Source organism: Peribacillus sedimenti (assembly GCF_046237635.1).
Taxonomy (GTDB): domain Bacteria; phylum Bacillota; class Bacilli; order Bacillales; family DSM-1321; genus Peribacillus; species Peribacillus sedimenti.
In genome coordinates this window covers 4,243,003-4,262,883 of sequence record NZ_CP143547.1, presented here as the reverse complement: position 1 = coordinate 4,262,883, position 19,881 = coordinate 4,243,003, and the positions used below count along the sequence as shown (strand labels likewise).

Sequence of the window (19,881 nt, the reverse complement as noted above, 5' to 3'; positions counted from 1 at the left end):
GTAAAATTATCCTCTTAAAAGATATAGGTATAAGTTATAATTAGACCGGCTTGTTGTAATTTTTGATTCCAAATCCCGGAGCAGTAGAAAATGTAAGAAAACAGGAACAAATACCCATCAGAGAAGGTGATAGTTTTGGAGCGGTTTTTGGACAGGAATGGTATTTACATAGATTACTCTGATAATCCAAAGGATTTCGGGGAAGCGGACCATGTATTTGTATTGTGCAGATATCAAGACTGTTGGCTTCTTACCAACCATAAAATAAGAGGTTTTGAATTTCCTGGAGGGAAGCTGGAGGAGGGTGAAACACCACGGGAGGCAGGTATTAGGGAGGTAATGGAAGAAACAGGGGGGATTATCCGCGACCTCATCTTTATTGGCAAGTACAGGGTCAATGACCTAAAGAGAAGCTTTATCAAAGATATATTTTATGCAGAAGCAGAGGATATGTTGAGACGTGAACATTATATGGAAACGTATGGGCCAGTATTAGTAGAAGACCTATCTCCGCAGCAAATCCACATGGACGAACGTTTCAGTTTTATCATGAAAGATAGAGTATTGACGCTAAGTATGAAAGGATTACGGGAAAAAAGACCAGATATGTCGATTTAATTATTCTCTGCACCTTTCTTAAAAAGGTGTTAGTGTGATGAATTCATAAGCGTCCGATATCTTATCACCAAGAGCCAATAACGGGCTCTCTCTGTTTTTTTTCAGATGATTCTGTATGGAAACTCAATCTGTCTTTCAAAGAAAGAATCCGATTGAAATATTAATCGGATTCGCAGCTAGTGCCTTTATCACTTTCTAATGATTTTGCGCTCAAGGAATTCCACGAGCTGATACATAACAGTCGCAAATACGGCAATGATTAATAAAGCAAGGAGAACTAAATTAAAATTAAATACTTGGAAACCATAAATAATCAAATACCCCAATCCTCTTTCAGAAACAAGGAATTCACCCACAATGACGCCAACCCATGATAGTCCCACATTCACCTTTAATGTGGAAATGATGGTCGGGAAGGATGCGGGCAAAATGGCTTCCTTAAACATTTGTACTCTGCTTGCACCGAAGGTTTGCAGCACCTTTAGATAATTGGGATCCACTGCCCTGAAAGAGGTATATACAACGATGGTCGTGATGATGATGGAAATGATGGTCCCCATGGCCACGATGGATGTCATGGTTGGACCTAAAGCGACGATAAGGATAGGGCCAAGGGCTACCTTTGGCATGGCATTTAAAATAACGAGGTACGGATCCAGGACCTTCGAAAGGAACGGAGACCACCAAAGCAATGCTGCCAGGATGGTTCCCAGCAGGGTTCCTAGTATGAAACCAAGTACTGTTTCGTAAACGGTTATTCCGAGGTGGGGAAACAGTGAGCCGTCCATTATCTTTGTGGTGAACAGATGCCAAATTCTGGAGGGTGAACTGAAGATGAGCGGATCAATCCATTCCAATCTTGATAGGGTTTCCCATAGGGAAAAGAAGACAATGAAAATAAGCAGCTGGTAAAATCGTACCCAGCGCTTTTCTTTATTTAGGGAGGATCTATACTGTTCATGTAATTGATCTATGTTCATTTCCACCTTCAAGATTCTCCAGCTCCTTCCATATAATTTGGAATAAATCAGAGTATAAGGGGTGATTCCTTGCTTCAAAAGGACACAGACTTTGCAGTAGCGCCGGAACTTTAAACCATTTGTGGATCTTTCCCGGCTTTGGAGATAAAAGATAAATTCGGTCGCTCATGGCTATGGCTTCCCCAATATCATGAGTAACCAGGACTGCAGTTTTTCCATAGGATTTTAAAGTTTCCGAAACCAGGTCCTCCAGCTTTAGCTTAGTCTGATAATCCAGTGCAGAGAAAGGTTCATCCAAAAGCAGGAGTTTTGGATTCACAGCGAGGGTCCGTGCCAGTGCTGCTCTCTGCCTCATCCCCCCTGAAAGCTGTCTTGGAAATTGGTTTTCTACTCCTGCAAGACCTACCTGTTCTAAAAGTCCAAGAGCTTTGCCAATCTCTGTTTCTTCTTTTTTCTTTAAAAGCTTCAAGCCTATCGTAATGTTCTGTTCTATTGTCTTCCAAGGAAAGAGATAATCTTGCTGCAGCATGTAACCAATAGATAGACCCTTACGATCAAGCGGTTTGCCTTCCAGGAGAATGGTTCCAGCGGCAGGGGCAATCAGCCCGGCAATTATGGATAGGAGTGTCGTTTTTCCGCATCCGCTGGGGCCGAGGAAGGAGATAAATTCTCCTTCCTGGATGTCCAGATTAATATCTTCCAAGGCAGTAACTGCAAAATACCGTGTGAAATAAGTATGATGTATTCCTTTTACGGTTAAGAAGCTCATTGAAAAGCCCCCTTATTTAGACACCTTTTTAGCAAATTCTATATTTACCAGTTTTTCGTATTCCATTCGTTTTGGAAGCTCGCCAGCTTCATCCATAATATTTTGAAGATTATCCCATTCTTGTTCATCCAAAATAGGGTCGGCTGCAAAAGAGCCCTGTGTTTTGTATCTGTCTATTACTGTTTCAATTAATTCAAGGTCGGTGTCCTCGAAATAGGGCTGAATCACCTTTGCTGTTTCTTTGGCGCTTTTCTGCTGAACCCAATCCTGTGCTTTTTTCAAAGCACGGGTAAACTTTTCGATCACAGCCTTGTTGTTTTTAATATAGCTTTGTTTTGACATGAAGGTCGTGTATGGGACATGGCCGGATTCTGTCCCGAAGGAAGCTACTATATGCCCTTTTCCCTCTTTTTCAAACACGCTCGCGGTCGGTTCGAATAGTTGGACGAAGTCGCCAGTGCCTGATGCAAAGGCGGTAGAGATGTTTGCAAAGTCAATGTTTTGGATCAGCTTAAGGTCTTTGTGAGGGTTGATTCCATGCTTCTTTAAAACAAATTCACCGACCATCTGAGGCATTCCTCCCTTTCTTTGTCCAAGGAAGGTGGTCCCTTTTAACATAGTCCAATCAAATTGTTCAATTTTCTTTCTGGAAACAAGAAACGTACCATCTGTCTGAGTCAGCTGGGCAAAGTTTATTACGGGATCTTTAGTTTCCTGTGCCGATACATAGATGGAAGTCTCTGAACCCACCAGTGCAATGTCGGCTCCATTGGACAGCAAGGCAGTCATTGTTTTATCTCCACCCGGCGTAGTTTTCAGGCTGATATCCAATCCTTCTTCTTTAAAGAAGCCTTGTTCTATGGCGACGTATTGCGGGGCATAAAAGATGGACCGGGTAACTTCCGCTATGCGGACCTTTTTTAGCTCCTCCTTTTTTGAGCAAGCGCTCAATGGAATCGCTAAGAGACATACGAGCAGAAACAATACACCTATTCTGATCTTTTTTTTCATGGTAACCCTCCTTTAACTACTTTCACTTTCAATCATCTTATGAAATGATAAAAAATGTGTGTTTGCCCAGTTACCATCGTGTTGTAATTTATTCAAATGTGTAACTTATTTACATAGTTTGAATTCCTTTAATGCTAGGGAAAGTTAGAAAGAGATATACAATATGGATAACGAATTTACTGATTGGAGAGGTTGTATGCAGGACGGTACTATTATAGATAAACGACGATTTCCGTCTCCACATCCAGGCATTTATCTTTACCTGGTTACATATATGTCAGGGGGCTTAAAGGTAAAAGGGTTATTGGCTGAGCCGAATGATGGAAAGCATTATGACGGATTTTTATATCTGAGGGGTGGAATTAAGAATGTGGGGAAAGTCAGGCCCTCAAGAATCACACAGTTTGCAGCCCAGGGATTTATCGTTTTTGCCCCTTTTTATCGCGGGAACCAAGGAGGAGAGGGTGATGAGGATTTCGGCGGAGAAGACAGATATGATGCCATTTCTGGTTTTAAGCTTCTTGAATACCATGACAGGGTGAAAAGGGATTGCATTCATATTTTCGGTTTCTCCCGGGGAGGTGTCATGGCATTATGGACAGCTATCCACTGTAAAACAGCCGCATCTCTAGTAACATGGGGAGGAGTATCTGATATGTTCCTGACCTATGTAGAACGAAGTGACTTAAGAAGGATGATGAAACGTGTGATTGGCGGCAGCCCGAACAAGTATCCGAATGAATATGAAATCCGGACACCTTTATTTCGGGCTGACGAGATTGATGTTCCGGTGTTGATCATCCATGGAGAAAAGGATACAAATGTATCTGTTGAACATGCATTCCGATTGGAAAAAACGCTTAAAATGAAGAGGAAATACGTAGAAAGCTGGTATTTCACACAGTTCACCCATTACTTTCCTCCGGCAATAAATCGGCAGGTGGTCAGGGATCTGACAAGATGGATGAAACAAGCCGGAGAAAAATGATATAATTCAAGTACAAATGCGTTTTTTTAGGAGGAAACTATTATGGGGATGCCTTTAGAGCTGAACACCATGATTGTTACGAAAGGAAGAGAGAAGCGCAGGGAAGAAAATATATTTACTCTGCAGAAAGAGGGGTACCGGCTATATCCAATAGATATTCCTATTGATGTAAGAAAGACGGTACAGGGGGAATCCAGCGGGACAGGTGAGATTATAAAAGTGGAATGGGAAAACAATCACACCCTTTTGACTTATCGATTAATCTCCTTAAACTCAACAAACTAAAACTTTATGTGATAAAGCTGCCCCTTGGTTTTTGCAGCTTTAGAGTGGAAGACTGTTTGATTGTATAACCATGTGAAAAACTGTAGACAAACTAAGAAAATTGAGGTTGCCTACAGTTTTTTGTTTGGCTTGCTAATTGAGTCCATTGATTTCCGTTCCAGGCGCTTCGCTTTCCTGGGCTCTATTTGTTCAAATAGCGATGGAGTTTACAAGAAGGGTCCGGAATGAGAACATTCCAGACCCCTTTTGTGGACAATCTGAGTCGAACTCCTTAAAGGAATTCGGCTTTTTACATGTTATGCAGAGCGAAAAATGTGTAAGAAACGGGCGATTTAGGAAATTGGTCCGCCAAACTTTTCAATTTCAGGAGCTACATCGGCAAATTTTTTGAAGTTGAAGCGGAATTTGGACGCAAGCTCATTAGCCTTTGCCTCGTAAGCATCTTTATCCACCCATGTTTTTCTTGGTTGAAGGACCTCGTCAGGGACGCCTGGTACATGAACAGGGATATCAAGGCCAAAGATTTCATCCTTGATTGTTTCGACATTGTTCAATTCGCCTTCCAATGCAGCCTGTACCATCGCACGAGTGTATGCAAGCTTCATTCTGCTGCCCACTCCATACTCTCCCCCAGTCCAGCCTGTATTTACCAGATATACCTTGGAGCCATGCTGATCGATTTTCTCACCAAGCATTTCGGCATAGCGGGTAGCCGGAAGCGGCAGGAACGGCGAACCGAAGCAGGTGGAGAAGGTAGCTTCAGGTGAAGTCACACCACGCTCAGTTCCAGCCAATTTGCTGGTATATCCGCTTAAGAAATGGAACATTGCTTGTTCCTTCGATAGCTTGCTGATTGGAGGAAGCACGCCGAAGGCATCCGCAGTCAGAAAGATAATGGTATTTGGATGTCCTGCAATGCTGGGATCTACAATGTTGCCAATAGATTGAATCTGATAGGCTGCCCGGGTATTTTCTGTCAATGAATTGTCATCATAATCTGCTACCCTTGTATCATGGTCCACAACCACATTTTCCAATACGGCACCGAAACGGATGGCATCAAAGATTTGTGGTTCTTTTTCCCTTGTGAGGTTGATGCATTTCGCATAACAGCCACCCTCGATGTTGAATACTCCGTTTGGAGACCAGCCATGTTCATCATCACCGATTAATTTGCGGCTGGTGTCAGCAGACAAAGTTGTTTTCCCTGTACCTGACAAACCGAAGAACAGTGCAACGTCTCCTTCTCTGCCGACGTTTGCGGAGCAGTGCATTGGGAGAATTCCCTGCTCTGGGAGTAAATAATTCATGACTGAAAAAATCGATTTTTTCATTTCACCTGCATATTCTGTACCGCCGATAAGAACAGTTCGCCGCTCAAAAGAAATAATTATGAACGTCTCGGACTTTGTACCATCCAAAACTGGGTCAGCTTTGAAATCAGGAGCTGAAATCACAGTGAACTGGGCGTCATGACCCTGGAGTTCTTCCTCAATGGGACGGATAAAAAGCTGATGGGCGAAAAGATTATGCCAGGCATATTCATTAATTACCTGAATAGGAAGTCTATATTTATGATCTGCGCCAGCATAGCCTTTAAAAACGAAAAACTCTTCTTTTTCTTTTAAATGAAGGATCACCTTGTCATATAGCTTAGCAAAGGCTTCCTTTGAAATCGGCTGATTTACAGGGCCCCAGTCCACTTTCTTTATAACGGATTCATCTTCAACGATATATTTGTCTTTTGGAGACCGGCCCGTATATTTCCCCGTTTCGGCTCTTACTGCCCCAGTAGATGTCAGTACTCCTTCCTTTCGGCTCAAAACCTTCTCAACTAATTGAGGGACTGAAAGTTGTACACGCGCGTTGCTCCCGGCCAATAACTCATGCAACCCATTTGAAGTGCTGACATAATTCATATATGAGATACCATCCTTTTATTTTTGAATTTAACGTAATAATACGATTAGTATAACACATTTATTCAATTAGTCTATACTATTCAAAACTTTTCGGTGATGGTTTTTCAGAATCTTGTCACCGTTTTTTTGTTTTGTCCATTTTGAGCTGAAATGTGTTTTGTCGGTTTTCATATGTGCGATAATATAATATAGATTTTATGGGAGAGGTGAAGAAGGATGAAAGATATAGCATTGTACGATGCCGAATGTACTCTTTGCCAAAAGACAAAAAAATATATTTCTTCATTTGATTGGTTTCAGACCATACAATGGATCCCGCTTCAGGATTATGCGACAACACAACATTATAAATTATCTATAGATCAGAAACAATTAAGAAAAGAACTTCACTTAATTACACATAAACGGCAACTATTAAGGGGATTCTATGCTGTAAGGAGAATCATGCTGCGCTGCCCACTTTTGATTCCATTCGGCATTTTAGCGTACCTTCCGTTTGCCGGGATTATTGGCCGGCCCCTTTATCGTTATATTGCCGACCGCCGTAGATTGTTTTTTAGAACGGAATGTGAAGACGGCAAATGTTCGATTCATTGACAACAAAATATTTGACATTTTTCGTTATTTTGTTATGATTTTACCTTGTACGGATTCTCTTATCCCGAGCTGGTGGAGGGGACAGGCCCTATGAAACCCGGCAACCTGCCGATATACCGGAATGAACCTGCTGTAAATGAGCACGGATTATTACCGGAATATTTGGCGATGGTGCTAACCTGATGCAAGGTTTTTAAACCCTTGAACGATAAGAGTGAAAGGATAGCTGTTCTGACAACAACCTTTCCTCTCAAGTGGATAGGTTTTTTTCATGTAGTCAGGAAAGCGATGTCACCTTGAGTTAAAATATTCGGGAAATTGACTATAAAACAATCTATGATAGAAACCTAAAGGGAATGAACTCCGTCGATTAGCCAGGCTGAAGAAAAAGTGAGTCGTTTATGTACCTTTCAATGGGGTAACCTCACTATTGTACTCCCTCATTCAGATGCCTGCACATACTTTTTTGTTAGGAGGAAATAAGATGTCCAAGAAACGCCGTCTTTTTACTTCTGAATCTGTTACTGAAGGTCATCCTGATAAGATTTGTGACCAGATTTCAGATTCAATCTTGGATGCCATTCTATCCAAGGATGCGAATGCGCGTGTTGCGTGTGAAACTTCAGTTACAACCGGACTTGTCCTGGTTGCAGGAGAAATCACAACATCTACATACGTAGATATCCCTAAAATTGTTCGAGAAACGATAGCCGATATTGGATATACACGGGCAAAATATGGTTTCGATTCTCAAACCTGTGCTGTCTTGACATCGATCGATGAACAGTCACCCGACATTGCGATGGGTGTGGACCAAGCGTTGGAAGCGCGTGAAGGCCAAATGACCGATGAAGAAATTGAGGCCATTGGTGCTGGTGACCAGGGATTAATGTTCGGCTATGCCACAAATGAAACAAAAGAGCTTATGCCGCTTCCTATCTCATTGGCACACAAGCTTGCCAGGCGCCTGACCGAAGTGCGCAAAGAGGATATTCTTCCATATCTGCGGCCTGATGGCAAAACCCAGGTTACAGTAGAGTATGATGAGAATGACAAGCCAGTGCGCATTGATACCATCGTTATTTCTACTCAGCACCATCCTGAAATCAGCCTGGACCAGATCCAGCGCAATATTAAAGAGCATGTGATTAACCCTGTCGTTCCTGCTGAATTAATAGATGAAAATACAAAATATTTCATTAACCCTACAGGACGGTTCGTTATTGGAGGGCCACAAGGTGATGCGGGGCTGACTGGACGCAAAATCATTGTGGATACTTACGGAGGGTATGCTCGCCATGGAGGCGGCGCCTTCTCTGGAAAGGATCCTACAAAGGTGGACCGCTCTGGGGCGTATGCAGCACGTTATGTTGCAAAGAACCTTGTAGCAGCAGGCCTTGCTGACAAGGTTGAGGTACAGCTGGCTTATGCGATCGGTGTCGCACAGCCCGTTTCGATTTCTGTGGATACATTCGGCACAGGAACTGTAAGTGAAGATGTACTGGTAGAGCTAGTACGGAAAAACTTTGATCTTCGCCCTGCCGGCATCATTAATATGCTTGATCTTCGCCGCCCTATCTACAAGCAGACAGCAGCTTACGGACACTTTGGCCGTACTGATGTTGAACTGCCTTGGGAACGCACGGATAAAGCTGAAGCACTTAGATCCCAGGCCTAATAAATATATTAATAAAAGGACCCATACCAAGTAAGTAAATCTTCAGACTTGGTATGGGTCCTTTTTGCATTGCTATGGTGATTAAATTGCTTGATGGAAAACAATAATAAAACCAATGAAGGGAGTACGATCGGCTTTTTTTTCCTTCGTATTCGGGCACTCACTTAATTTTTTTCGCGTGTTTATAATATTGGGCTTTCTCCGCATATTCTCGGGAAATTCGCTGCATGTCTTTTCTATCTTCATCTGTCAGCTCGCGAATTACACGTGCCGGTCTTCCGAAGGCCAGCACATTTGGCGGAATCTCTTTCCCTTGTGGAACCAGGCTGCCTGCACCTATAAAGGCGCCTTCTCCAATTACAGCATTATCAAGGATAATTGAACCCATTCCAATCAGGGCTCCTTTCCTGATTTTGCAGCTGTGGAGGATTACCTGATGTCCAATCGTGACTTCGTCTTCAAGGATCAGAGGATTATTCGGGCTTTGATGCAATACGCTATTATCCTGGATATTCACCTTTTTCCCTATGATGGTGGGTGCAACATCTCCGCGGATCACGGAATTAAACCATAGGCTCGACTCAGCACCAATAGAAACATTGCCTGTGACTATGGCATTTTCAGCGATATATGCACTATCCGCTATGTCAGGGCTATATTCTTTGTATGGGTAGATACTCATTTCAGAATCAAATCCTTTCCGTCGTATGGAACTTTTCGGTATTATCTTATATAAAGATAATATATCGCAATCCGGAAAAGATTGCAGAGTAAATCTCTTCACATTATTACCATCTATATATTGTCTGGAGGAGGAGTTCTATCTATGTGGAGCTTACAAGCAGAGGGCTCTGCTAAAGCCGTGATCGTCATCGTACATGGTGCTTTAGAACATCATGGCCGTTATAAATGGCTTTCCCAAATGTGGAAATCAGCAGGATATCATGTTATTTTGGGCGACCTTCCCGGACAGGGAATGACCACCCGTGCATTTCGCGGGCATATAGATTCTTTCGATGAATACTTAACTGCAGTCAGAAGCTGGATTGCCGAGGCCTATAAGTACTCCCTTCCTGTTTTCGTACTGGGCCATAGTATGGGAGGACTTATTGCAATCAGGCTCCTTCAGCAAGAAGAGCATGACTTGGCAGGGGTCATTCTTTCATCACCCTGCCTCGGATTGGCATCATACCCATCACGGATGAAAAATACGGCTTCAAAAATACTGAATCTAGTTCATCCGAAATATAGGGTTGACCCAGAGCTGACACCGGAAATGGCAACGAGAAATCCTGATATTAAGGATGAAGACATGAATGACAGCCTGTTCGTTACCAAAGTATCTGTCAGATGGTACCGGGAACTGGTCAGCTCAATTAAGGATGCTTTTGACGAAATCCCTGAATTACAGGACATTCCCGTTCTCTTAATGCAAGGGGGAGATGATAAAATAGTAGATAAAAGGCCGGTGCGGGAATGGTTTAATTACATTCTCTGCAGTGAAAAGCATTATAAAGAGTGGCCTGGGCTTTATCATGAAATATTTAACGAACCAGAAAGAGAAAATGTATTTCTATATGCATTAGGGTTTGTTGAAAATAGGTTGAAGACACTGGGATATATTATTTAGGCGAGGTGTGCTATGGCAGTACCGACAAACCCCTTAACATTAATGAAAAATGTATACCGGGACATCTTTCCCGTTGTACATGAGGAGCTCAATTATTGGAAGAAGCGGGCAGAAGAAATACCCAATCAGGAACTGAAAAGACAAGCGTTGGCAAGCATCCATTCAAAAACATTTCATTGTGAAGGAGGATCGATTCTTGCGCTCGCTGCCGAGAGTCAAGCAAGGGCTGCGATCCGTTTTATCGTGGCCTATCAGACAATCAGTGACTACCTGGATAATTTATGCGATCGGAGCACATCTCTTGATCCCGAGGATTTCAGGGCTCTGCATGAATCCATGCACCACTCGATCGATATTGATGCCGAGCCGTCGGATTACTACAGATATCGGTCCGATAAGGATGATGGGGGTTATTTGCATGAACTGGTCTCTGCTTGTCAATCTGTTCTACGGGGGATTTCCAGCTATCTGGATATTTTCCCATATCTAAGGGATTTATGCTCTGTTTATTGTGATTTGCAGGTGCATAAGCATGTAAGAGTTGAAGAAAGGGTACCTCGGCTTCAATCATGGTTTGACCATCATAAAGCACAGCTACCAACTATGTCGTGGTATGAGTTTTCCGCTTGCTCGGGATCCACTCTCGGTATTTTTTGCCTTGTTTCCTACAGCATGAGACCGGATTTTACTCAAGAATATGCGGAAAAGATCTGGCAGGGGTACTTTCCATACATACAGGGACTCCATATCCTATTGGATTATTTTATCGATCAGGAAGAGGATAGAGACGGAGGAGATTTGAATTTCTGTTTCTATTATAAGGACGATCAAGAGCTTTATAACCGATTTGCTTATTTTGTTGAAAAATCGGAGCAGCATTCGAGATTACTTCCACATAAACGATTCCACCTGCTTATTCATCGGGGCTTGTTAGGTCTTTATTTATCTGATGATAAAGTACAATCCCAGAAAAAGATTAAAGCTGTTTCCAAGAGACTGATTCGATGCGGCGGCTTCGTGTCCATGTTCTTCTATTTGAATGGCAGGGCGTATCGTTCGCTGCAAAAAAGAAGGCATGCAGCTGCGACAGCAGCCAGCCTAAATTGACAGAAAGGGGAGCGTCAATGAAATTAAGTATTCTGGACCAATCACCAATTTCGCAGGGAATGTCAGCAGAAGAAGCTCTCCAAAATACTGTTAAATTAGCGCAGCACGCTGAAAGATTGGGTTTCCACAGATTTTGGGTATCTGAGCATCATGATGCAATGACTCTTGCCGGCACCTCTCCGGAAGTGCTGATTCCCTATCTTGCAGCAAAGACAGACAGAATTAGAGTAGGATCCGGCGGGGTTATGCTTACTCATTACAGCGCTTTTAAGGTCGCCGAAAATTTTCGGGTCATGGAGGGATTGGCACCGGGCAGGATTGATTTGGGAATAGGAAAGGCCCCTGGCGGAATGCCCATTGCCTCCCTTGCATTAGCAGACGGAAGAAAGAGGGATAAAACACGCTACCCGGAACAAATTGATGACCTTTTGGCTTACTTGCACGATGCCTTGCCCGAAGGCCATAGATTCACAGGCCTTACTGCAGCCCCCGTTACAAAAACTGCACCAGAGGTCTGGCTGCTTGGTTCAACAGAATCAAGTGCGCTGCTCGCTGCAGAAAAAGGCCTTCCCTACACATTTGCCCAGTTTATAAATGGGGAAGATGGGTTTGAATATATGGAAAGATACCGGCAGAATTTTAAGCCATCAAAATTTTTAAGCGTACCGAAGAGTCTAGCTGCCGTGTTCTTTATTTGCGCGGAAACAGACCATAAAGCAGAAGAAATTGCATCAATATTGGATTACACCATGCTTATGCAGCAGCAGGGCGCTCGCCTGGAGGGAACGCCAAATCTTGAGCAGGTTCAGGCTTATCAGTATTCATCTTTTGAACTAGATTGGATCAGGGAAAATCGCAAAAGAATGGTAGTAGGGAGTCCTGTTTCTGCAGCTAAGCAATTAAAGGAATTGAGTGAAGGCTACATGGTCGATGAAATGATGCTCGTAAGCATTACGTTTAATTTTGAAGATAAAGTAAAGGCTTTAAGGTTAATTGTTGAGCATTTTGGGAATTAGCGGAAAAAGAGAATATTAAAAAGAAGAGTCTGCCAGCTAATGGATGGCAGACTTTTTCTATCTTTTTTCAATGGCAATGATAAATGGAGGCTGGTTAACTTGATTGATAAACCCATACTGTAGAACGTGCGCTCTGTCCTGTGGAAGGGAAGAAACATATCGCAATAGTTCATCCTTTTCAACAGCGCCCTCAGGATGTCCATGATAGATAACAAGGATGATCAACCCTTCAGCAGCCATGATTTCCAGCAGTTGTTCGATTGCTGAAATGGTCGTGTCAGCCCTCGTAACAATTTGTTTATCCCCTCCCGGGAGATAGCCGAGATTAAAAATTGCGGCAGTGATCCTGTGATGAACCGATTCAGGGATATGGTTCTTTATGTTTTCATGACCTGAGTGAATTAAAGTGCAGCAGTTTGCGAGGCCCTGCTCGTTCAGCCGTGCAGCGGTGGCCTCAAGTGCTTCCTGCTGAATATCAAAACCATAGATGTGGCCTGTGTTTCCGGCAAGTTGTGCTAAAAAAACAGTATCGAACCCGTTCCCGGTAGTCGCATCTACAGCTATATCTCCTTCTCTAATTGCTTTCTCGAGCAGAACCCTTGCAAACGGCAAAATCCTATCCAATTTCATCAAATACTCACCGCTTGTTTATAAAATTTGCCTTGCCAGCTGTTTCGTCTTTTTAATTCTGAGTCAATTGCGTTTAAAACACTCCATTTATCAACACTCCACATAGGCCCAATCATCAGTTCTATTGGCCCGTCACCTGTAATTCTATGGATCACCATTTCTGGAGGAAGAATTTCAAGCTGGTCGCAGACGAGTGAGATATACCGATCGAACGAGAGGAATTCCAGCATACCCTTTTCATATTGTTTGACCATCGGGGTACCTTTCAATAGATGCAGGAGATGTATTTTAATTCCCTGTACATCAAGCTCGGCAACTTGTCTTGCAGTTTCCAGCATCATTTCGTCCGTCTCAAGCGGAAGACCGTTAATAATATGTGAGCACACCCGTATACCGTGTTTCCTCAGCTTTTCGACTCCCTCTGCATAACACTGATAATCATGGGCGCGATTAATCAATAATGCGGTCCTTTCATGAACTGTCTGAAGCCCTAGTTCCACCCATAAGTACGTTCGTTTATTTAGTTCGGCAAGATACTCCACAACATCATCGGGAAGACAATCGGGCCTTGTGGCGATCGATAAGCCAACGACTCCTTCCTCCTTGAGGACGGTCTCATATTTTTCCTGTAAGACCTCGACAGGGGCGTGAGTATTCGTAAAAGCCTGAAAATACGCCATGTACTTGGCATCTTTCCACTTTTTGTGCATTTTTTGGCTTACCTGCCGGAATTGAGTTTTAAGGTCATCTGCCCGATTGCCGGCAAAATCTCCGGAACCCGCTGCGCTGCAAAAGGTACATCCTCCATGCGCTACAGTCCCATCTCGATTAGGGCAATCAAAGCCGGCATCAAGTGCCACTTTAAATACTTTATGTCCAAAAACCCGACGCAAATGGTAATTCCATGTGTGATATCGTTTATCTTGGTCAGCATATATAAACGGGTTTGACTCATCCATGGCAGAAACCTCCTTCATTGCGAATAACATCCAAATTGTCTTTTGCTGTGTGCATTTACTGATGAACATGCAACATTCATGCCCTCCGATTGCGGTAGGTTTTACAATCATAAAAGGTATTTTACCATGTATCAAAGTCTGTTTTCAAAAGTATTTCGAATTCAGGTCACAGGAAGGGAAATGTCTATACTTGCCTTTTATAAAGCAAATCTAAAGTGAGAAAACTAAAATTGCGGATGAGATTTTTCTCTTCTATCTTGTGTAGCTAGGGAGTGAAGGAATGTGGCAACAAGACATTCTATAGATATGTGCCTTTTTAATTGCGAGGATGCGCTGCAATATGCGGACGAGCAGTATATGGAAGGGGCCAGGCAGGAGCACGGCAACGACTTGGAATATACCCAGGCCCAGAACATGCTAGAACAGGCTATACATGAAATTGATGTTCTTTGGAACAGTGCGGATAATCAGCAGAGAGAAAGGCTTTACAGGATGCGATTGCTGGTGGATCAAATGCAGAACCAGATGATCTTGCGCAGCAATACACGAACGATGTGACTTAAAATCAACGTCTCCATACTGTGAATAGGACTGACGCGGACATGTGAGTGTCAGCGGACCAGTTCTTTTTGTTCTTGTATACTGCTTTTTCAATGAAATTCATGCCAGTATTTGTTTCATGAGAAACATAATACGGGACTTTCTGATTATTTGTACCACGCCAGTTATTACATATACTGCATATTTGATAATAAGCACAAGTTTTCACATGTTTTCTGAATCTTAATCCCTGAGGCAGTGAATCTGCATTGGCCGCAACCGAATCATTTTGCTGACAAAACTATTGCCGGGCAGGAGGAAAAGCAATAGAATGGTTTAGTGCACAAAACGATTCTAATGTAAGGGAGCAAAGTTATGCCTCGTTCCTTATGGATGTTAATTATCGGTATGGCTATAAATGTAACTGCATCATCCTTTTTATGGCCTCTCAATACCATTTATATTCATGACCAGTTAGGGAAGTCTCTTTCAGTCGCCGGCCTCGTTCTTATGGCCAATTCTCTAGTAAGCGTAGTTGGAAATCTTGCCGGGGGAATCATGTTTGACAAGATAGGCGGCTATAAAACAATTGTTGTCGGAATTTTATTGACTGTCCTTTCTTCCGTAGGGCTGACAATTGACCATTCATGGACGCCGTACGTAATCTTATTAACCATTTCCGGTTTTGGAGCAGGTATTATATTTCCGGCTATTTTTGCAATGGCCGGTTCTTGCTGGAAAGAGGGCGGAAGAAAGGCCTTTAATGCTATTTATGTGGCACAGAACCTTGGGGTGGCTGTTGGTTCCGCGCTGGGAGGACTAGTCGCTTCATTCTCGTTCGAATACATCTTTGCTGCGAATACAGCCTTGTATTTAGTTTTTCTTGCTCTTGCAGTGTTTGGATTTAGAGGTATCCAGACTGATGATTCCATACAGGCAGCACCTGCGGCTGGAGGCAAGACAGCTCAAATCAGCGTTAAAATGCATGCCCTGATCATTTTAAGCATTGGATATTTCCTATGCTGGATCGGATATGTGCAATGGCAATCTACTATCGCTGCTTATACTCAGGAAATAGGAATTACATTGAAGCAATACAGCTTATTTTGGACTATAAATGGGGCGTTGATTGTAGTTGCACAGCCAGTTGTCTCTGGATTAGTCAAATGGTTTGCAAAAACACTGAAGGTGCAGCTTATTGCGGGGATGCTTATTTTTATTATTTCATTTGCGGTGGCTGCCAACGCAGCGGGTTTTGCAGGTTTCATGACAGCTATGGTCATTCTGACAATCGGGGAAATGTTTGTTTGGCCCGCCGTGCCAGCGGCTGCTAATGAACTGGCTGTTAAAGGGAAAGAAGGGTTTTACCAGGGGGTCGTGAACAGCACCGCCACTGCGGGAAGGATGGTTGGCCCGCTGCTAGGGGGATTTCTGGTGGATTCTTTTGGAATGAATATGATGTTCGGTGTATTTTCAATTCTCTTCGTCATGGCTATTGTTACAACACTCTTTTACGATAAAGGGCTTAAGAAAGCTAACAGCAGTGAAAATATAATTTCACCTGTAAAATAGTTTCCTTGATGAGCGCGAAACAGGTTGGAAATGAAAACATATTTCCCATAATATGAATATATAAAACAAAAGATGTTTATAATGAATGAAAAACGGCTATTGCATTTATGAATAAAATTTACTAGAATACGTATATAATCCTATATCTAACGATGATGATAAGGAGTATTAGCGATTTGAACCTGCGTAGAGAGCTGGCGGACGGTGAAAGCCAGCCAGGAATGATCGTGAACTCGCCTTTGAATTTCGGACATGAATGAACAGTAGTGTCCGGCGTTTTCCACGTTACGGAATCGAAGAGCGGGGCGATTGTTTTCTGTCGCCAATTTGGGTGGTACCGCGGGAAGATATACATAATCCTCTCGTCCCTTTTGGGATGAGGGGATTTTTTTATTCCTTTATCGAAGATAGGAATGCATAGTTTTTTACTTTGACTGCGGCCCGCTTCGACGTTTTCGATATGCTTGGGATGTCGTCGGGTACATGTAATGGTTCTAAGTGACCAACTATATGTGGCAAATGGCAAGTTTTTTGAACACGCTTTAGGCTGCAGTTGCCTTACTATTTTAACTCTAGGAGGAAAGATGATGAGTTTCAACCATTATGAGATCGAAAAAAAATGGCAAAAATACTGGGAAGAACACAAGACGTTCAAAACAAATGAAGAGGGCGGTAAAAGGAAGTTCTATGCGCTCGATATGTTTCCATATCCATCTGGTGCAGGACTTCATGTCGGCCATCCGGAAGGTTACACCGCAAGTGACATATTATCGCGAATGAAAAGAATGCAGGGCTATAAAGTCCTTCATCCAATGGGATGGGATGCATTTGGATTGCCGGCTGAGCAATATGCATTAGATACTGGAAATGACCCGGCTGAATTTACAGAGAAAAATATCAATACGTTTAGAAGGCAAATTAAGGAGCTTGGTTTTTCCTATGATTGGGAGCGGGAAATCAACACGACAGATCCAAGTTATTATAAATGGACACAGTGGATTTTCACAAAGCTGTATGAAAAAGGCTTAGCCTACATTGATGAAGTAGCAGTCAACTGGTGTCCGGCATTGGGAACGGTGCTTGCTAACGAAGAAGTCATTGACGGAAAGAGTGAGCGCGGCGGGCACCCTGTTGAGCGCCGTCCAATGAAGCAATGGGTTCTTAAGATCACTGCTTATGCGGATCGCTTGCTTGATGATTTGGAAGAGGTTGATTGGCCAGAGAATATCAAGGATATGCAGAGAAACTGGATTGGCCGTTCTGAAGGTGCAGAGGTGACGTTTGCGATTGAAGGACATGACGATTCATTTACTGTATTTACGACTCGTCCCGATACATTGTTTGGAGCCACATACGCTGTACTGTCACCTGAGCATCCTTTCATCGAAAAGATTACTGCAGAAGGGCAAAAAAGTGCAGTTGAGGAATATATCCAAACAGTTAAAAACAAAACGGATCTTGAAAGAACAGACTTGGCAAAGGAAAAAACGGGCGTATTTACAGGTGCCTATGCTATTAATCCTGTAAATGGAGAAAAGATGCCAATCTGGATTGCGGATTATGTATTGATGAGCTATGGAACCGGAGCTATAATGGCTGTTCCCGCACATGATGAACGCGATCATGAGTTTGCAGTGAAGTTTGACCTTCCAATCAAGGAGGTCGTTACTGGAGGCAATGTGCAAGAAGAGGCCTTTACAGGTGATGGAGAGCATGTCAATTCCGGATTCTTGGACGGCATGAAGAAAGATGAAGCCATCAAGGCTGCCATCTCATGGCTTACCGAAAAAGGGATTGGAGAGAAAAAAATTACTTATCGCTTGCGTGACTGGCTGTTTAGCCGCCAGCGTTACTGGGGTGAACCGATTCCAATTATCCACTGGGAAGATGGCAGCGTAGAACCTGTAAAAGAGAAAGATCTTCCGGTATTGCTGCCAAAAACGAAGGAGATTCGTCCTTCCGGGACTGGGGAGTCGCCGCTTGCGAATATTTCAGAATGGGTAAATGTGACAGATGAAAATGGCCGTAAAGGCAGACGCGAGACAAACACCATGCCGCAGTGGGCAGGAAGCAGCTGGTACTTCTTGCGATATATCGACCCAACGAATGAAAAGGCGATTGCTGATCCTGAAAAATTAAAGGAATGGCTCCCGGTCGATATGTATATTGGCGGTGCGGAACATGCAGTGCTTCACTTGCTATATGCTCGTTTCTGGCATAAGTTCCTTTATGATTTAGGGGTTGTGCCAACAAAAGAGCCTTTCCAAAAGCTGTTCAACCAGGGAATGATTCTTGGTGAGAATAATGAAAAGATGAGTAAGTCAAAAGGAAATGTGGTCAATCCTGACGATATCATCAAAAGCCACGGGGCCGACACCCTTCGTCTATATGAAATGTTTATGGGACCTTTAGAAGCGTCCATCGCATGGTCAGCGAATGGCCTTGATGGTGCTCGACGCTTCCTTGACAGAGTATGGAGACTATTGGTGGAAGACGATGGTACTCTTTCTGAAAAAGTGGTTGAGAATGATAACAGCGGCAAGCTGGAAAAGGTGTACCACCAAACCGTCAAGAAGGTTACAGAAAACTACGAGGAACTTAAACTCAACACGGCTATTTCACAGCTGATGGTGTTTATCAATGACGCATATAAGGCACAAAATCTGCCTAAGGCTTATATCGAAGGATTTACGAAAATGCTCTCTCCAGTAGCACCGCACATAGCTGAAGAGCTGTGGGAAAAGCTTGGCCACATCGAAAGCATTACGTATGAAACATGGCCTGCATACGATGAAGCCAAACTTGTTGAAGATGAAGTGGAAATAGTCATCCAAATCAATGGAAAAGTGAAGACAAAGCTAATGGTTCCAACCGGTTCATCCAAAGAAAAATTGGAAGAATTGGCAATGCATGATGCAGCCATCAAAGAGCAGATTGATGGCAAAACGATCCGTAAGGTGATTGCGGTACCTGGCAAACTGGTTAATATTGTTGCCAACTAAATAAAAAAGCTGCTGACAAGGCCTCCGAGCCAATCTTGGGGGCCTTGATCCCTGGGGATAGCATATGCTTAAGAATTTTAGGGTCAGACCCCTATTTAATTGTGTAAATTCTACAAGGAGATCAGAATCTCTTTAACTGAGTACAGCGGCAGCAGAATGAGCCTCTTATTTGGATGAGGCACGGGTAATTGTTATAATGAGTCATACATAAATTTAAATTGATGAGGTGTCTAAATGGAAGATATTAAGACTATAACTCCCCAGGAGCTAGAGGAAAAGATTGAGGCGGGTGAGAAGCTGGAAATAGTGGATGTCCGTGAAGATGAAGAGGTTCAGCACGGGATGATTGAAGGGGCAAAGCATATCCGGATGGGCGATATTCCTGAGAAACTGGACCATTTTGATAAGGACAAGGAGTATATTTTCGTTTGCCGATCCGGCAATCGCAGCAATAATGTCTGCCACTACATGCAGGACCAGGGCTATAAAGTACGCAATATGGTGGGCGGCATGCTGAACTGGACCGGCGAAGTTATTGTTAAGTAGGATCCTTCTACAAAAAGAAGAATTCATAAAC

Annotated in this window: 19 protein-coding genes, 1 riboswitch and 1 other annotated feature; of the genes, 12 read left to right on the top strand and 7 right to left on the bottom strand. The window is 43.1% G+C overall.

Annotation, left to right across the window (positions count from 1 at the left end; translation table 11 throughout):
• Positions 1 to 135: 135 nt before the first annotated feature.
• A complete protein-coding gene (gene ytkD, locus V1500_RS20855; RefSeq protein WP_409302296.1) occupies positions 136 to 618 on the top strand; it encodes an RNA deprotection pyrophosphohydrolase in 483 nt (160 codons plus the stop codon).
• 188 nt (positions 619 to 806) lie between these two features.
• Here the strand turns inward: ytkD and V1500_RS20850 are convergent, their stop codons facing one another.
• Genes V1500_RS20850 through V1500_RS20840 form a run of 3 tightly spaced genes read right to left on the bottom strand, consistent with a single transcriptional unit; the run spans position 807 to position 3,378 of the window.
• Positions 807 to 1,598: an ABC transporter permease gene (locus V1500_RS20850; protein WP_409306064.1), complete on the bottom strand. Its 792-nt coding sequence runs from the start codon at positions 1,596 to 1,598 to the stop codon at positions 807 to 809.
• The gene (locus tag V1500_RS20845) at positions 1,576 to 2,367 is read right to left on the bottom strand and encodes an ABC transporter ATP-binding protein (protein WP_409302295.1); all 792 of its coding nucleotides are present in this window, start codon (positions 2,365 to 2,367) and stop codon (positions 1,576 to 1,578) included. The genes V1500_RS20850 and V1500_RS20845 overlap by 23 nt, the downstream gene beginning before the upstream one ends.
• Before the next feature lie 12 nt (positions 2,368 to 2,379).
• Positions 2,380 to 3,378 (bottom strand): ABC transporter substrate-binding protein, encoded by a 999-nt coding sequence (locus V1500_RS20840; protein WP_409302293.1) that lies wholly within the window; start codon positions 3,376 to 3,378, stop codon positions 2,380 to 2,382.
• A 196-nt stretch (positions 3,379 to 3,574) separates the two neighbouring features.
• Between V1500_RS20840 and V1500_RS20835 the strand changes: the two genes are divergently transcribed.
• Positions 3,575 to 4,366, top strand: coding sequence for an alpha/beta hydrolase family protein (locus tag V1500_RS20835; RefSeq protein WP_409306063.1), 792 nt, complete (start codon positions 3,575 to 3,577; stop codon positions 4,364 to 4,366).
• Positions 4,367 to 4,408: 42 nt separating this feature from the next.
• Positions 4,409 to 4,651 carry a DUF2584 domain-containing protein gene (locus V1500_RS20830; RefSeq protein ID WP_409302292.1) on the top strand — a complete coding sequence of 81 codons (243 nt, stop codon included), beginning with the start codon at positions 4,409 to 4,411 and terminating at the stop codon, positions 4,649 to 4,651.
• 332 nt (positions 4,652 to 4,983) lie between these two features.
• Here the strand turns inward: V1500_RS20830 and pckA are convergent, their stop codons facing one another.
• Entirely contained in the window at positions 4,984 to 6,570 is a 1,587-nt protein-coding gene (pckA, locus tag V1500_RS20825) for a phosphoenolpyruvate carboxykinase (ATP) (RefSeq protein WP_409302290.1), read from the bottom strand.
• Positions 6,571 to 6,789: 219 nt separating this feature from the next.
• Here pckA and V1500_RS20820 point away from each other — a divergent pair, with 219 nt between their 5' ends.
• Together V1500_RS20820 and metK are read left to right on the top strand one after the other, a co-directional pair.
• On the top strand, positions 6,790 to 7,170 hold the full coding sequence (locus tag V1500_RS20820; protein WP_409302288.1) for a thiol-disulfide oxidoreductase DCC family protein: 381 nt from the start codon (positions 6,790 to 6,792) through the stop codon (positions 7,168 to 7,170).
• A gap of 56 nt (positions 7,171 to 7,226) precedes the next feature.
• Positions 7,227 to 7,385: riboswitch (SAM riboswitch) on the top strand.
• A 269-nt stretch (positions 7,386 to 7,654) separates the two neighbouring features.
• The gene (gene metK / locus V1500_RS20815) at positions 7,655 to 8,848 is read left to right on the top strand and encodes a methionine adenosyltransferase (protein WP_409302287.1); all 1,194 of its coding nucleotides are present in this window, start codon (positions 7,655 to 7,657) and stop codon (positions 8,846 to 8,848) included.
• Positions 8,849 to 9,008: 160 nt separating this feature from the next.
• On the opposite strand, the gene V1500_RS20810 is transcribed toward metK, so the two are convergent.
• A complete protein-coding gene (locus V1500_RS20810; protein ID WP_409302285.1) occupies positions 9,009 to 9,530 on the bottom strand; it encodes a gamma carbonic anhydrase family protein in 522 nt (173 codons plus the stop codon).
• Positions 9,531 to 9,674: 144 nt separating this feature from the next.
• Between V1500_RS20810 and V1500_RS20805 the strand changes: the two genes are divergently transcribed.
• The 3 genes from V1500_RS20805 to V1500_RS20795 are packed head-to-tail and all read left to right on the top strand — an operon-like array spanning position 9,675 to position 12,601.
• Positions 9,675 to 10,478 carry a lysophospholipase gene (locus V1500_RS20805; protein ID WP_409302283.1) on the top strand — a complete coding sequence of 268 codons (804 nt, stop codon included), beginning with the start codon at positions 9,675 to 9,677 and terminating at the stop codon, positions 10,476 to 10,478.
• A 12-nt stretch (positions 10,479 to 10,490) separates the two neighbouring features.
• Positions 10,491 to 11,585: a tetraprenyl-beta-curcumene synthase family protein gene (locus V1500_RS20800; protein ID WP_409302281.1), complete on the top strand. Its 1,095-nt coding sequence runs from the start codon at positions 10,491 to 10,493 to the stop codon at positions 11,583 to 11,585.
• A gap of 17 nt (positions 11,586 to 11,602) precedes the next feature.
• Positions 11,603 to 12,601: an LLM class flavin-dependent oxidoreductase gene (locus V1500_RS20795; RefSeq protein ID WP_409302280.1), complete on the top strand. Its 999-nt coding sequence runs from the start codon at positions 11,603 to 11,605 to the stop codon at positions 12,599 to 12,601.
• Positions 12,602 to 12,658: 57 nt separating this feature from the next.
• Here the strand turns inward: V1500_RS20795 and V1500_RS20790 are convergent, their stop codons facing one another.
• Positions 12,659 to 13,231, bottom strand: coding sequence for a class I SAM-dependent methyltransferase (locus tag V1500_RS20790; protein WP_409302279.1), 573 nt, complete (start codon positions 13,229 to 13,231; stop codon positions 12,659 to 12,661).
• Positions 13,231 to 14,190, bottom strand: coding sequence for a TIGR01212 family radical SAM protein (locus V1500_RS20785; RefSeq protein WP_409302277.1), 960 nt, complete (start codon positions 14,188 to 14,190; stop codon positions 13,231 to 13,233). The genes V1500_RS20790 and V1500_RS20785 overlap by 1 nt, the downstream gene beginning before the upstream one ends.
• Positions 14,191 to 14,472: 282 nt before the next feature.
• On the opposite strand from V1500_RS20785, the gene V1500_RS20780 reads away from it, so the two are divergent.
• The 4 genes from V1500_RS20780 to V1500_RS20765 all read left to right on the top strand — a co-directional run bounded on the left by V1500_RS20780 (position 14,473) and on the right by V1500_RS20765 (position 19,850).
• Positions 14,473 to 14,748, top strand: a complete 276-nt coding sequence (locus V1500_RS20780; RefSeq protein WP_409302275.1) for a YtzC family protein — start codon at positions 14,473 to 14,475, stop codon at positions 14,746 to 14,748.
• 357 nt (positions 14,749 to 15,105) lie between these two features.
• Complete coding sequence (locus tag V1500_RS20775) at positions 15,106 to 16,302, top strand: MDR family MFS transporter (protein ID WP_409302273.1); 1,197 nt, start codon at positions 15,106 to 15,108, stop codon at positions 16,300 to 16,302.
• Between the two features lie 146 nt (positions 16,303 to 16,448).
• Positions 16,449 to 16,675, top strand: a binding site (T-box leader).
• A gap of 214 nt (positions 16,676 to 16,889) precedes the next feature.
• Complete coding sequence (gene leuS / locus V1500_RS20770) at positions 16,890 to 19,304, top strand: leucine--tRNA ligase (RefSeq protein ID WP_409306062.1); 2,415 nt, start codon at positions 16,890 to 16,892, stop codon at positions 19,302 to 19,304.
• Between the two features lie 234 nt (positions 19,305 to 19,538).
• Positions 19,539 to 19,850 (top strand): rhodanese-like domain-containing protein, encoded by a 312-nt coding sequence (locus tag V1500_RS20765; RefSeq protein ID WP_409302272.1) that lies wholly within the window; start codon positions 19,539 to 19,541, stop codon positions 19,848 to 19,850.
• Positions 19,851 to 19,881: the final 31 nt, after the last annotated feature.